General features: G+C 71.6%; 14 protein-coding genes. 5 read left to right on the top strand and 9 right to left on the bottom strand.

Annotated features, from left to right (window positions below; translation table 11 throughout):
• Window positions 1-8 precede the first annotated feature (8 nt).
• Together ACHUEU_RS07610 and uppS are read right to left on the bottom strand one after the other, a co-directional pair.
• On the bottom strand, window positions 9-1,469 hold the full coding sequence (locus ACHUEU_RS07610; RefSeq protein ID WP_394215316.1) for a PhoH family protein: 1,461 nt from the start codon (window positions 1,467-1,469) through the stop codon (window positions 9-11).
• A 240-nt stretch (window positions 1,470-1,709) separates the two neighbouring features.
• Window positions 1,710-2,468 carry a polyprenyl diphosphate synthase gene (gene uppS, locus ACHUEU_RS07615; RefSeq protein WP_394215317.1) on the bottom strand — a complete coding sequence of 253 codons (759 nt, stop codon included), beginning with the start codon at window positions 2,466-2,468 and terminating at the stop codon, window positions 1,710-1,712.
• Window positions 2,469-2,690: 222 nt separating this feature from the next.
• On the opposite strand from uppS, the gene trhA reads away from it, so the two are divergent.
• Entirely contained in the window at window positions 2,691-3,488 is a 798-nt protein-coding gene (gene trhA / locus ACHUEU_RS07620) for a PAQR family membrane homeostasis protein TrhA (protein ID WP_394215318.1), read from the top strand.
• Window positions 3,489-3,584: 96 nt separating this feature from the next.
• On the opposite strand, the gene ACHUEU_RS07625 is transcribed toward trhA, so the two are convergent.
• Together ACHUEU_RS07625 and mca are read right to left on the bottom strand one after the other, a co-directional pair.
• Window positions 3,585-3,959, bottom strand: coding sequence for a hypothetical protein (locus ACHUEU_RS07625; RefSeq protein ID WP_394215319.1), 375 nt, complete (start codon window positions 3,957-3,959; stop codon window positions 3,585-3,587).
• Window positions 3,956-4,867 (bottom strand): mycothiol conjugate amidase Mca, encoded by a 912-nt coding sequence (mca, locus tag ACHUEU_RS07630; RefSeq protein ID WP_394215320.1) that lies wholly within the window; start codon window positions 4,865-4,867, stop codon window positions 3,956-3,958. Before mca ends, ACHUEU_RS07625 begins: the two co-directional genes overlap by 4 nt.
• Before the next feature lie 212 nt (window positions 4,868-5,079).
• Between mca and ACHUEU_RS07635 the strand changes: the two genes are divergently transcribed.
• Window positions 5,080-5,472: a DUF4307 domain-containing protein gene (locus tag ACHUEU_RS07635; RefSeq protein WP_394215321.1), complete on the top strand. Its 393-nt coding sequence runs from the start codon at window positions 5,080-5,082 to the stop codon at window positions 5,470-5,472.
• A gap of 274 nt (window positions 5,473-5,746) precedes the next feature.
• Window positions 5,747-6,238: a transcription elongation factor GreA gene (greA, locus tag ACHUEU_RS07640; RefSeq protein WP_096802470.1), complete on the top strand. Its 492-nt coding sequence runs from the start codon at window positions 5,747-5,749 to the stop codon at window positions 6,236-6,238.
• 100 nt (window positions 6,239-6,338) lie between these two features.
• Here the strand turns inward: greA and ACHUEU_RS07645 are convergent, their stop codons facing one another.
• Window positions 6,339-7,796: an AI-2E family transporter gene (locus ACHUEU_RS07645; protein WP_394215322.1), complete on the bottom strand. Its 1,458-nt coding sequence runs from the start codon at window positions 7,794-7,796 to the stop codon at window positions 6,339-6,341.
• Between the two features lie 156 nt (window positions 7,797-7,952).
• On the opposite strand from ACHUEU_RS07645, the gene ACHUEU_RS07650 reads away from it, so the two are divergent.
• Both ACHUEU_RS07650 and ACHUEU_RS07655 read left to right on the top strand, forming a co-directional pair.
• Entirely contained in the window at window positions 7,953-8,849 is an 897-nt protein-coding gene (locus tag ACHUEU_RS07650) for an ABC transporter ATP-binding protein (RefSeq protein ID WP_394215323.1), read from the top strand.
• Window positions 8,834-10,546 (top strand): hypothetical protein, encoded by a 1,713-nt coding sequence (locus ACHUEU_RS07655; protein ID WP_394215324.1) that lies wholly within the window; start codon window positions 8,834-8,836, stop codon window positions 10,544-10,546. The genes ACHUEU_RS07650 and ACHUEU_RS07655 overlap by 16 nt, the downstream gene beginning before the upstream one ends.
• 32 nt (window positions 10,547-10,578) lie before the next feature.
• On the opposite strand, the gene ACHUEU_RS07660 is transcribed toward ACHUEU_RS07655, so the two are convergent.
• From ACHUEU_RS07660 to alr, 4 genes are read right to left on the bottom strand one after another with little or no spacing between them, the layout of a single operon-like run.
• The gene (locus tag ACHUEU_RS07660) at window positions 10,579-11,082 is read right to left on the bottom strand and encodes a GNAT family N-acetyltransferase (RefSeq protein WP_394215326.1); all 504 of its coding nucleotides are present in this window, start codon (window positions 11,080-11,082) and stop codon (window positions 10,579-10,581) included.
• A gap of 1 nt (window position 11,083) precedes the next feature.
• Window positions 11,084-11,788: a tRNA (adenosine(37)-N6)-threonylcarbamoyltransferase complex dimerization subunit type 1 TsaB gene (tsaB, locus tag ACHUEU_RS07665; protein WP_394215327.1), complete on the bottom strand. Its 705-nt coding sequence runs from the start codon at window positions 11,786-11,788 to the stop codon at window positions 11,084-11,086.
• Window positions 11,788-12,366, bottom strand: coding sequence for a tRNA (adenosine(37)-N6)-threonylcarbamoyltransferase complex ATPase subunit type 1 TsaE (tsaE, locus tag ACHUEU_RS07670; protein WP_394215328.1), 579 nt, complete (start codon window positions 12,364-12,366; stop codon window positions 11,788-11,790). Before tsaE ends, tsaB begins: the two co-directional genes overlap by 1 nt.
• On the bottom strand, window positions 12,366-13,535 hold the full coding sequence (gene alr, locus ACHUEU_RS07675; protein WP_394215330.1) for an alanine racemase: 1,170 nt from the start codon (window positions 13,533-13,535) through the stop codon (window positions 12,366-12,368). The genes tsaE and alr overlap by 1 nt, the downstream gene beginning before the upstream one ends.
• Between the last annotated feature and the right edge of the window lies 1 nt (window position 13,536).

Here is a 13,536-nt window from a genome sequence, read left to right on the forward strand (position 1 = left end):
CCACCGCCTCAGGGGATCGGCTCGTCGAGCACGTGGGTGACCAGCTCGGCGACCTTCGAGCGCTCGGAGCGCTGCAGCGTCATGTGGGCGAACAGGTCCTTCTCCTTGAGCGCCTCGACCACGGAGGCGATCCCGTCGTAGCGGCCGATGCGGAGGTTGTCGCGCTGGGCGACGTCGTGGGTGAGCACCACGCGGGAGTTCTGGCCGATGCGGGAGAGCATAGTCAGCAGCACGTTGCGCTCCAGGGACTGGGCCTCGTCCACGATCACGAAGGCGTCGTGGAGGGAACGGCCGCGAATGTGGGTCAGCGGGAGCACTTCCAGCATGCCGCGGGAGAGCACCTCATCGATGACGTTCTGGGAGACCATCGAGCCGAGGGTGTCGAACACGGCCTGCCCCCAGGGGCCCATCTTCTCGCCCTGGTCCCCGGGCAGGTAGCCGAGCTCCTGGCCACCCACGGCGAAGAGCGGGCGGAACACCATGATCCTGCGCTGGGTGCGGCGCTCGAGGACCGCCTCCAGCCCCGCGCACAGCGCCAGGGCGCTCTTGCCGGTGCCGGCGCGGCCGCCGAGCGAGACGATGCCGAGGGACTCGTCCTGCAGCAGGTCGATCGCGATGCGCTGCTCCGCGGAGCGGCCGGAGACGCCGAAGACGGTCTGGTCCCCCGGGACCAGCCGCACCTGCTTGTCCCGGGTGACCCGGCCCAGAGCGGAGCCGCGCGGGCTGGTGAGGGTGAGCCCGGTGTGCACGGGATGGTGGGCGACCTCGGGGACCTCGACGGTCTGGCCGTCGTAGAGAGCGCTCATGGTCTGCTCGTCCACCGAGGCCGTGACCATGCCGGTGTATCCGCGGTCGCGGGCGAGTTCGGCCCGGTACTCCTCGGCGTGCACGCCGGTGGCCGAGGCCTTGATGCGCATCGGCAGATCCTTCGACACCAGCACCACGTTCTTGCCCTCGAGCTGGAGGTTCTTTGCGACGGCGAGGATGCGGGTGTCGTTGTCGCCGAGCCGGAAGCCGTCCGGCAGGGAGGCGGTGCTCATATGGTTCAGCTCGACGTGCACGTGGCCGCCGTCCTTGCCGATCGGGAGCGGCTGGGAGAGGTTGCCGTGCAGCTCGCGCAGGTCATCGAGGATCCGCAGCGCCTGCCGGGCGAAGTAGCCGAGGTCCGGGTGGTGGCGCTTGGCCTCCAGCTCGGTGATGACCACGATCGGCAGCACGATGTCATGCTCGGCGAAGCGGTGCAGGGACAGCGGGTCGGACAGCAGCACCGAGGTGTCCACGACGTAGGTGATCACCCCCGTCTCGACGTCGGCGAGCAGCTGCCGGGCGGCACCGGGCAGCAGCGAGGGCACCACGGGGGCGCCATCAGGATTGGCAGCCCAGATCGCCTCCGGGCTCCGGGTGGGCGGGAGCGATGGGGTGCCGTCGTCGGCGGGCATCGTCTCGCGGGCAATGGTCGTCTCGTCCATGGGAGCCTCCCGGAATCGCGCGGATGCCTGGACCCTAGCCCGGTGGGCGCCCGCGATCGGGCGAGCCCCACCGGATGCGGGGCCGACGTTCACCCGATCGTCATCGGGAGTTCTGCCGGACTCCCGATGCCTCCAGTGTGCCACCGGTCACACGGGCCTCCGGGGAGGTGCGCGGGAGTGTCCTGGCGGAGGCGGGCGGTGCTGTGCGAACGCGGCTCCTGGCCGGGGAGCGTCGGCTGCTCAGGCGCCGAACCGCCGCTCGCGCAGACAGAAGTTCCGCAGGGCGCGCAGCAGGTCGATGCGGCGGAATCCGGGCCAGTAGGTCTCGCAGAACCAGTACTCGGAGTGCACGGACTGCCACAGCAGGAATCCCGAGAGGCGCTGCTCGCCCGAGGTGCGGATGATGAGGTCCGGATCGGGCTGCCCACGGGTGTAGAGATGCTCGGCGATGGAGTCGATGCTGACCGCCGCGGCGATGGATTCGCCGTCCAGGCCCTGTGCGGCCAGGTCCCGCACCAGCTCCTGCACGGCGTCGACGATCTCCTCACGCCCGCCGTAGCCGATCGCCACATTCACCGTGAGCTGGGACTCCGGGGAGATGCGCTGCTGCGCGCGGGAGATGTCCGCGCGCATCGCCTCCGGCAGCGCCTCGGCGTTCCCGGTCAGCCGCACGCAGTAGCCGGCCTCGATGATCCCCTCGATGGTGGTGCCGATGATCTCGTAGAGGGCGGTGAGCTCCTCGGGCGGTCGGCGCAGATTGTCGGTGGATAGCATCCAGACGGTGACCAGCGGGATGTCGAGGCCATCGCACCAGGAGAGGAATTCGAGGATCTTCGCGGCGCCGACGCGGTGACCGTGCTCGGTGGTCTCCCCCGCCTCCTTCGCCCAGCGGCGGTTGCCGTCCACGATCACGCCCAGATGCTGCGGGAGCTCGAAGCGCTCGAGCTCGCGGAGGAGGCGCCTCTCGTAGACGCGGTACAGAAGGCCGTCGTCGCCCATCGCGTCGTCCTTCCCCTCGTGATCATCGCGGCGGTCCTGCCCGCCACGGCTTCCGGACCGGCGCTCTCCGCCGGGTGCAGTGCGTCGCGACCGACCCCGTCGGACCGCTCACTCCATTATCGACGACCATGGCGCCGCCCCCGGACGTTCGACGGAAATCGACACCGGATCGGCACAGCATGCGCACCATGAACTTACGGGTCCGTAGGTTACGGTGGACCCATGAGTTCCGGACCCCACCGCGTCGCCGCCGAGCACCCCGGCCCGCGTCGCCCCGACCACGCCGGTCCCGGCAATCACGACGACGAGCTGCCCACCGCCGAGAACTTCCCCTTCGCCCCGCGCACGCTCACCCGCACCATGGCGCGGCGGGCCACCCAGCTCGGGCTGCAGCTGCCCAAGCCGCGCCTGCGCGGGATGCTGCATCTGGTCGCCTTCCCCGCCACCGTGGTGACCGGGCTGGTGCTGGTCGCCCTCGGCGACACCGTGCAGATCCGGCTGGCCTGCGCGGTGTTCGTGCTGACCGCCGGCATGCTGTTCGGCGTCAGCGCCGTCTATCATCGCGGCACCTGGTCCCCGCAGCGGGCGATCATGCTGCGCCGGTTCGACCACGCGAACATCTTCCTGATCATCGCCGGCACGTACACCCCGCTGGCCATCGCACTGCTGGCACCTCGCCACGCGCTCACCCTGTTGGCGATCGCCTGGGGCGGCGCCGCGATCGGCGTGTGCTTCCGGGTCTTCTGGACCGGGGCCCCGCGCTGGATCTACGTCCCCGCGTACGTCGCGCTGGGCTGGGTGGCGATCTTCTACATGCCCCAGCTGCAGGCCACGGGCGGCTGGGCCGTGGTCTGGCTGCTGGTGATCGGCGGCCTCGCCTACACCGCGGGCGCGGTCATGTACGCGCTGAAGCGACCCAATCCCTCACCCGCCTGGTTCGGCTTCCACGAGATCTTCCACGCCGGCACGTTGATCGGTTTCGGCTGCCACTTCGCGGCGGTCGCCGTCGCTGTGGCCTGAGCACGCGCGAACCGACACCGCTCCGACGATCAGCGCCGCTGGGCGTCCGTACTGCGCGGGCGTGAGCGCCGGGTGGACGTGCGGACCGGGCGGGCGTCAGCGCTGGTCGTCAGCGGACGGTGAGTCCTCGCCCGCGGGTGGGTCGTCGGCGTCCGCGCCATCGGTCCGCTCGCGCTCGGTGCCAGCGGCCCGCTCATGCTCGGTGCCGTCGGTCCGCTCGCGCTCCGCGGCATCCTCCCGTTGGCGCTCCTCGGCCGCCATCCGCTCCTGCACCCGCGCCCGGGCCTGCACCCGGCGCGTACGTCGGGTCATGTCGACCGCCAGCAGCACGACGGCGACGGCGAGCACGAACATCGCGAAGAATCCGGGCAGGCCCGGGGAGACGGAGACCGTGGTGAACTCCTCGCCGTCCGAGGGGCTCGGTGCGGCCAGCAGCTCGCCGAGGGCGAGGACGATCTCCGCGCCGCTCACGGCCGGGCCTCCACGTGCTCGTGGCGCAGACCGGCGAACAGGTCGTCCTCGGGCAGCTTCACGCCGAGGCGGGAGATGTGCAGCTCGTAGTCCTCGGTGCCCCAGGCCGCGGCCTCGGCCTCGTGGGGAATGCGGAAGAACGGCCCCTCGGGATCGACCTGGGTCGCGTGGGCGCGCAGCGCGTCATCCCGGATCGCCAAGAAATCGCGCACGTCGACGCGGGTGGTCAGCACGCGGTCCTTGGTCTCGTCGTAGTGCTGGAGCATCTGGTCCAGCATCTCGTTCGGGGTGCCCTCTGCGCGCAGGTGCCGGCTCACCGCTGCGAACCGCTGCCGGTGGAAGCCGTTGACGTAGTAGAGCTTCGCGATCGCCCAGGGCGCGCCGAGCTCGGGGGCGAAGGCGGGATCCGCGGCCAGATCGAAGGCGGCCAGGCTGATGCGGTTGACCTGGATGTGATCGGGGTGCGGATAGCCGCCGTTCTCGTCGTACGTGGTCATCACGTGGGGACGCAGCCGACGCACGGCCTCGACCAGCGGCCGGGCCGCCTCCTCGACGGGGAGCGTCGCGAAGCTGCCGGCCGGCAGCGGCGGCAGCGGGTCACCCTCGGGGAGCCCGGAATCGATGAAGCCCAGCCATTCGTGATCCACGCCGAGGATCTCCTGGGCCCGCTCCATCTCCCGGCGGCGGATCCCGGGCAGCGCTTCGGGAGTCATGGTCGGATCGTCGCGCAGGCGCGGGTTGAGCACGTCGCCACGCTCGCCGCCGGTGCAGGTGATGACCGTGACCTGGACACCCTCGCGCGCATAGCGCGCGGTCGACCCGGCGCCCTTGGACGATTCGTCGTCGGGGTGCGCGTGGACGGCCACCATCCGCAGAGGTTCATCGGGGGTGGGCAGCTGGACGGTCACGGGACTCCTCGGAGACGGCGGGAGGGGACGGATCCCACGCGGGGCTGGTGCATGCGTCGCGCGCGACAGCGGTCACGGCGCACCAGCGTCAGATCCTACGCCACCGGCACCTGTCGGCGTCTGGGAGGCGGCGGGGCCGCGACCGCACAGGGCACCGGGGCCGGCCACCGACTCGGAGGACGTTCTCGGCCCCGATCTGGGAGACTGGCCCCATGAACGATGCCACTGATCGTCACGCGGACCGCTACGGGGGGCCGCTCGTGGACCGTCGCACGGCCCGCGTGCTCCTCGCACTCGCCGCGGCGGCGTTCCTGGCGGTCGTGGTCTACGTCGGGCTGCAGGTCTCGCAGAGCCCGGTCCGCTCCGAGGTCCTCGCCTACGACCATCTCGCCGACGACGTGATCGCCGTCGACTACCAGGTGACGATGGCCCCCGGCACCGCGGCGACGTGCACGATCCAGGCGCTGAACAAGGGACGGGCCCAGGTCGGCTTCGTCGAGACGGAGATCCCTGCGCAGGAGACCCGTCGCAGCGCGCACCACATCGAGATCTCCACCCAGGGCGACGCCGTCTCCGCGGAGATCATCGGCTGCACGACCCGCTGAGGCCGCCGGGCCACCGCTCCTAACGGCACCGTCGTGGACCTCTCGCCTGCGACGCCGACCGTTCTGTCGGCCGGTCGCCCCGGATTACTCGATCCGCGAAATCGTCCTCGCGTCCCCAGGGAAGGGTGAAGGCCGGTGTAAAGTACTGCGGAACCGGCATCTCGCCGATCATCATCACCCGCACACGGGGCGCATGAGGACATGTGCCCCGTGATTCGCGTATTGGGGGCTCCTCGCTCCCCTGCGCACTACTGAGGACGACAGGAGTGAACCCATGAGCAGCCAGCCGAATGGCGCCTGGCTCACCCAGGACGCGTACGACCGCCTGGCCAAGGAGCTCGCAGAGCTCGAGGGCCCGGGACGCACCGAGATCGCCGAGCGCATCGCCGCGGCTCGCGACGAAGGGGACCTCAAGGAGAACGGCGGCTATCACGCCGCCCGTGAGGAGCAGGGAAAGATGGAGGCCCGCATCTCGGACCTCCAGCGACTCCTGAAGAACGCCGTGGTCGGCGAGGCGCCGAAGGACGACGGCATCGTCGAGCCCGGCATGGTCGTGGTCATCTCGATGGCCGGCAAGGAGCGCACCTTCCTGCTGGGCAACCGCGAGATCGCCGACGGCGACGACACCCTCGAGGTGTACTCCTCGGAGTCGCCGCTGGGAAGCTCGATCCACGGCTCCAAGGTCGGGGACTCCGTCGACTACACGGCCCCGAACGGGAAGTCCTTCCCGATCGAGATCCTCCAGGCCTCGCCCTACAAGGTCTGAGCCACCGCTGCCCGCACCCGCAGTGCGCGCAGGAAAAAGGCCCCCGCGACCGGCTGCTGCCGGAGCGGGGGCCTTCTCGTCGTGCGGGGTGTCCGGCGACTCAGGCACCGCCCGTGCGCGGAGCGTCGTCCTGACCCGGCTCACCGCCGTGCCCCGGGAGGCCGTCCTGCCCCGGGAGGCGGTCCTGGCCGGGGGTACCACCGTCCAGCGGTGCAGCAGGCGACGCCGCCGCCTCGTCCTTGCGCGCGGGATCCTCGCGCGCGGGAACAGCGGTCTGCGGCGGGGCGCTGTCTGCGCGCGGCGCCTCGGCCGCTGCCACCTGCCGCCCACCCGAGGGGCGCAGGGAGGGCAGACCCGGCAGCATCAGCCGCTTCCGCTCCTCGGTGGCGCGCGCCGCAGGATGCGGCCTGCGGCGGGTCAGCGCGGCGAAGTGCTCGGCGCCGACACGATCGCGCCCGAGGTCCGGGCTCGGGTCCCGCCCCACCACGTACAGCAGCGTCGCGTTGACGAAGGCCAGCACCGGGATGGCGAACAGCGCCCCGGCGATCCCGGCGATCATCGCGCCGCCTGCGACACCGAGGAACACCGCCAGCGGATGCAGCTCGACGGCCTTGCCCATCAGGAAGGGCTGCAGGATGTTGCTTTCCAGCTGCTGCACGACCAGCACGATCGCGAGCATGATCAGCGCACCGATCCAGTTGTTCAGCACCAGCACCAGCAGCACGGCGATCGCGCCCGAGGCGATCGCACCCACCAGCGGCACGAAGGAGAACAGGAACACCAGCAGCCAGATCGGCACCGCGTAGGAGCCGAGTCCCAGCGCCACCATGCCGATCGCGATGCCGAAGGCGTCCACGGCCGCCACCAGGATCTGGGTGCGCATATATGCCGACAGCGCCTTCCAGCCGCGGCGGAAGGCCTCATGGGTGGGGACCCGTGCCGCCGGCGGCAGCAGACCCACCACCCAGCGCCAGATCCCTGCCCCGCCCGAGAGCAGGAAGAACAGGGTGAACAGCGCCACCACGATGCCGGTGGCGACGTTGCCGAGCACCGCCGCGGTGCTCACCGCACCGCTGACCAGCTCACCGGAGTACTGCTGGAGCTGCTGGAGCCCCTCGTCGATCGCCGAATTGATCATCGGCGTGTCGATCTGGAAGGTCGAGGTCGCCCACTCGACCAGGCCCTGGAATCCCCTGACCGCCTTCTCCTGGATGTCGGCGAACTGCGCGAACAGCTGGCGCCCGGCCAGGGTGAACATCCCCGAGATCACCAGCAGCAGACCCAGCAGTGCGACCCCGGCGGCCGCCCCTCGGCCCAGGAAGGTGTAACGGGTCAGCACCTTGACCACCGGGGTCATCAGCGCGGCGAGCAGGATCGCTATCACCACCGGGATGACGATGGTGGTGATCTGCAGCAGGCCCCAGAGGATCAGAGCCGAGGCGGCGACGACGACGATCAGTCGCCAGGACCAGGCCGCGGCCCGACGGATGCCGAGCGGGATCTCCTCGACCTCGGGGGCAAGGCTCTGTGCCCGCGGGGCAGGGCGCAGCTTCGACATGGGGCTCCTTCCGTGAGCCAGGCGGCTCAACGGGCATACTAACCGCGCTCTGCTGAGCGCAGTGCACACCGGAACGCCCTGGACGCGACGAAGGTCGACCCCTCTCCCACCGAGCGGCGGACCCCTCGCGGCCCGCGCGAGAACTAGCGTGAGCTCATGCACAGCCACCATCCGACGTCCACCGCGGAACCCACCGCCCCCGAGACCGCCGACGCCGCGGACGCCCCCCAGCGGGACGTCCCGCCGCAGCCCGTCTCCGGGCCGGCCGCACCGGTGGCCGCCGAGAGCGCCGTCCCGGACCGCACCGCCCTGTCCCTGCGCGGGATGCGCAAGTCCTTCGACCGGACCGAGGTGGTCCACGGGATCTCCCTGGACGTCCCCCGCGGCTCCTTCTACGGGATCGTCGGTCCCAACGGCGCGGGCAAGACCACCACCCTGTCGATGGCGACCGGCCTGCTGCGGCCCGACGGCGGCACCGCCCACGTGCTCGGGCACGACATGTGGGCCGAGCCCCATGAGGCCAAGGCCCGCCTCGGCGTCCTCGCCGACGGCCTGCGCACCTTCGACCGGCTCACCGGGCGCGAGCTGCTCACCTATATGGGGCTGGTGCGCGGCATGGAGCCGGCCGTGGTCGAGGAGCGCATGGAGTCGCTGCTGTCGGCCCTGGACCTCGCCGGCGAGGACGGCAAGCTGGTGGTCGACTACTCCGCCGGCATGACGAAGAAGATCCTGCTCGCTAGCGCCCTGCTGCATGCGCCACGGCTGCTGGTCCTGGACGAGCCGCTGGAGGCGGTCGACCCGGTCTCCGCCCAGGTGATCCGGAAGATCCTCACCGCCTATGTGGACGGTGGCGGCACCGTGGTGCTCTCCAGCCATGTGATGGAGCTGGTCGAGGGGCTGTGCAGCCACGTCGCCATCATCGCCGACGGCGAGCTGCTGGCCGCCGGCACGCTCGACGAGGTCCGCCGGGGCGACAGCCTGGTGCAGACCTTCATCGATCTCGTCGGCGGCGGCGACGTCGCGGAGGGGAGCCTGTCGTGGTTGGAGTCCTGAGCAGTGAGCACACCGCGACCGCGGCGGCGCAGAGCGTCTCCCACGGCGAGATCTCGCAGCGATCCCTCATCCGCCTGCAGCTGGGGCTGAAATGGACGCTGTGGAAGCGGTCCTATCGCAAGAACGTCGGCAAGCTCATCGGCACCCTCGTCGGGGTGCTCTACTCCCTCGGCGGGATGGCGGGCCTGGTGACCCTGTTCCTGGGCACCACCCTGTGGGCCGGGGAGGGCGAGACCTTCCCGCTGATCGTGCGCGGCCTGGGCGCCCTGACCGTGCTGGCGTGGTTCCTGATCCCGGTGCTCGCCTTCGGCATCGACGACACCCTGGATCCGCGGGCCTTCGCACTCTTCCCGCGCACCGCCAAGGAGCTGCAGCCGGGAATGTTCGCCGCGGCGGGGCTGAGCCTGCCGAGCCTGTTCACCCTGCTCGCCGTCGCCATCGCCACCGGCTTCGAGCTGCTGTGGCTGATCCTGTTCGGCCAGGGCGCGCTCTGGATCGCGCTGGCCGCCCTGGTGCTGATACCCGCGAACCTCGCCGCCTTCGCCCTGTGCCTGCTGCTGCCGCGAGCCTGGTTCGCCCACTCGGCGAGCCGCGCCTCCTCCCGCAGCGGCCGCGAGGTGGGCGGGATCCTCGGCTTCCTGCTGCTGTTCGCGGCCATCTACTCCTTCTCCCTCGGCGCGCAGAAGGTCGACGACCTCGACCTGACGCTGCTGCGCGAGTGGCTGCCGCGGATCGTCGAGATCCTGGCCTGGACCCCGGTGGGGGCGCTGTTCGCGGTCCCGATGGATCTGGCCGAGGGGCGCGTGCTGAGCGCGGTGCTGCGCGCCGCGATCGGGGCGGTGACGATCGCACTGGTGTGGCTGTGGTGGCGCCGATCGATCGAGGTCTCCCTCACCTCCGCGCTGACCGGCGACGCCTCCTCGGGCGATGCCAAGGTCTCGCCGCTGGTGCCCCGGTTCGTGCGCCCCGGCCCGTTCGGGGCCGTGATGGGCAAGTCGCTGCGCTACTGGCGGCGGGACACCCGCTACCTCGCGGCGCTGGGCATCTACCCGGTGGTCATCGTGTTCTTCGCGGCGATGGGGCTGATGCTCCCGGAGTCCCGCGGGATGATGCTGGGGCTGGCGATCTTCATGTGCGGCATGAGCGGGATCAGCCTGGCCAACGAGATCGGTTTCGACGGCCCCTCGGGCTGGGTCAACCTGGTCACCGGCATGCCCGCCCGGGCGAACCTGCTGGGTCGCATCGCCGCCCAGGCCGTGCTCATGGTTCCGGGCGTGGTGGTGGCGATGATCGTGCTCCCGCTTCTGTACGGCAGGACGGACCTGATCCCGCTGGCGGTCATGGGCGCACTGGGCGCGATGATCTGCGGCTGGGGCATCTCGATGGTGGTCAGCGTACTGCTGCCCTACCCGAGCTCTCCCCCGGGCACCAACCCGATGAAGGACAAGTCCGCCTCTAGCTCCAACGCGATGCTCGCGATGGCCGTGGCGATGGTCGGCGTCTTCGTGCCGCTGCTGCCCGCGATCGGTGTGGGCATCTGGGGCGCGGTCGTGGGCAGCCTGGCGCTGACCCTGGTCGCCGGGGCGCTCGCGCTGGTGGGCGGCGCGGTCATGTTCCTGCTGGGGCTGCGGATCGCGGCCACGCGGCTGGACGCCCGCTACCCGGACGTGTTCCAGAAGGTGCGCCACCACCTCTGACGGACACTGTCCGCGTGAGAACCGACGGGGCCTCAGGCCGAGGGGCCTCCCTCCGCCCCCAGGTCGCGCCGCATCACCAGCGCGTCGATGCGGCGGCCGCGGATCCGGTAGTAGCCGCGACGGCGGTCGATCTCCCGGTACCCGGCGGCGGTGTAGACGGCGCGCGCCCGGGCGTTGTCCTCGCGGACCTCGAGCAGCATCCGCTCGGCGCCGCCGTCCCGCGCCTGCTGCTCGCACCAGGCCAGCAGGGCGCGGCCGATCCCCCGGCCCTCCTCGCGAGTGCCGATCGTGTGCAGGTCCGCGAGGTCGCCGGCGAGCATGATCCCCGCGTAGCCGAGCAGTGCGCCATCGGCCCTCTCCCCCTGGACGGCGACCACGTAGCGGCGGTCGGGGTGGGCGATCTCCTCGGCGAGCTGGAAGGCGTTCCAGGCCTCGTCGGGGAACAGCTCGAGCTCGGCGATCGCGATCTGCTCCACGTCCTCAAGAGTCGCCGGGCGCAGCGCCCAGGCGGTGTCCTCCTCGCCAGCGCCGTTCATCTCAGCGGCCCAGGGCGCTCTTGCGCGCGGTGGGCCTGGCGGCATCGGGCTCGCGCAGATACATCGGCTCCGTGCTGCTGAGATCCTCGCCCCGGCCGCGCAGCGCGGCGGCGGCCAGGATCAGGTGCCCGGCATCGACGTGGACCAGGTCCATGGTCGCCGGCAGCAGCTCGGGGTAGATCCCGGTCCCGGAGCCGACCAGCACGTCGCAGGCGATGAGCTCGCCGGCCACCTCGGCGGGGGTGTGCACCGCGGGCTCCGCGGTCCGGGTGATCTCGCCGGAACTCTCGCGCCGGTAGCGGGCGTGGTAGACCTCGCGGCGCCGGGCGTCCAGGGCGACGCCGACGGTGACCGACCGCTCCTGTGCGGGACCGAGCGCGGCGAGCGCCTGGTGGGCGAGGGCGTCCAGGGAGCTGAGCCCGTGCAGGGGCACCCCGAGCACGGCGGCGATCGAGCGTGCGGAGACCAGTCCCACCCGCAGCCCGGTGAAGGGACCGGGGCCGCGGCCCACGACGACCCCGGTGAGGTCGCCGCGCTCGACGCCCGCGGCCCGCAGGGTCCCCTCGATCAGGTCCAGCAGCACCTCGTCGTGGTGACGGGAGCGCTCGTCGGAGCGGACCTGCAGGATCTCGGGGGCGGGCCCGGTGAGCTCGCCGCGGGCGACCGCGGTGCTCACCGCCCCGGAGGTGTCGATCCCCAGCAGCATCAGCGGTTCTCCTCGGCGGGTCGGGTGGTCGGGGTCGCAGCTCGGGGATCCGTGGTCCCCTCCGCCGCGCCGACGGGGGCCAGTGCGTCCTTCAGCTGCCCGATCGCCCGCTCGTCCCAGCGGGGACCGCTGGGGAGCAGGTGCAGAGTGCGCGGCTCATCAGGGTCCTCGGGATCCTCGACCCGGTCGGGTCGGTCCAGCACCACCAGCAGAAAGGAGTCGGCGAGATGCTCGACCCGGTCGCGTCCCCATTCCACGACGGTCACGGCGCGGTCGAGATCGGCCTCCAGGTCGAGGTCGTCGATCTCGCCCTCCCCACCGAGGCGGTAGGCGTCGACGTGGACCAGATCGGGCCCGTCGGCGAGATGGGGGTGGACCCGTTCGATGACGAAGGTCGGGGAGGCGACAGGGCCGCGCACCCCGAGCCCGGCGCCGAGCCCCTGGGTGAAGGTGGTCTTGCCCGCCCCGAGCGGACCGTCCAGCACCAGCAGGTCCCCGGGCCGCAGCACCGCGGCCAGGGCCTCGGCCACGGCGCGGGTGCCCTCGGCGTCACCGGTGCGCACGGTCAGGGAGCGCATCAGCGGACCTCGCGGGTGACGCGGCCGGAGACGGAGGTGAGGACCTCGTAGGAGATGGTCCCGGCGGCCTTCGCCCAGTCCTCCGCGGTCGCGGCCGCGGGACCGTTCGGGTCACCACCGGCATCGCCGAAGACGAACACCTGGTCACCGGCGCGGGCATCGGAGTCCGGGCCCAGGTCGATGACGATCTGGTCCATGCTGATGCGGCCCACCTGGGGGGCTCGATGGTCGCCGCTCTCGGTGCGGACCACCAGGTCCACCTGGTCGCTGCCGGTGCGGTGGAGGCCGTCGGCGTAGCCGATCGGCACCAGGCCCAGACGGGTGGCGCGGTCCGTGCGGCGGATCCGGCCGTAGCCGATGCTGTGCCCCTCACCCACCTCCTTGACCAGGGCGAGGCGGCTGGTGAGGGTCATCGCCGGGCGCAGCGGCACCTCGGCGGGGACCGGCGGGCAGCCGTACAGCGCGATCCCGACCCGCACCAGGTCGCGGTGGAGATCAGGACGGGTGAGGGTCGCGGCGGAGTTCGCGATGTGCTGCAGCGGGATCGGCCCCACCTCGTCGGCGAGCGCAGCGCTGGCCGAGTCGAACAGCTCCGCCTGCTGGTCGGTCGCCGGATCCTGCGGGTCATCAGCGCTGGTCAGGTGGGTCCAGGCGCCGGCGACCTGGATGAAGTCGTCCTCCCGCATGGCGGCGCCGAGCTCGCGGATCTGCCAGGGCAGCACGCCGTTGCGGCCCATGCCGGTGTCGATCTTCAGGTGCACGCGGGCGCGGCGGTCGGCCTCGCGGGCGGCCTCGGAGACCAGGGCGAGCATCTCCGGGGAGCCGACGGAGACGTCGACCCCGGAGCCCAGCACCTCGGGCAGCACGAGCTTCGCGGTGTGCGGCTCGAACAGCCAGGTGAGGATCTGGGCGTCGAGGTCGGCGCGGGCCAGGGCCAGGGCGCTGGCGGGATGGGCGACGCCGAGCCAGGTGGCGCCCCCTTCGATCGCGGCGCGGGCGGCGGTGAGCATGCCGTGGCCGTAGCCGTCGGCCTTGACCACGGCCATCAGCGCGGTCTGCTCCTCGAGCAGGGTGCCCATGGCGCGGGTGTTCTCGGTGATCGCCGACGGGTCGATCACGGCCCGGTTGGGCACGTGCCGAGGGTCCTCGGCAGGGATCGGGATGGTCATC

The organism is Brachybacterium vulturis (assembly GCF_043641765.1).
Taxonomy (GTDB): Bacteria; Actinomycetota; Actinomycetes; order Actinomycetales; family Dermabacteraceae; genus Brachybacterium; species Brachybacterium vulturis_A.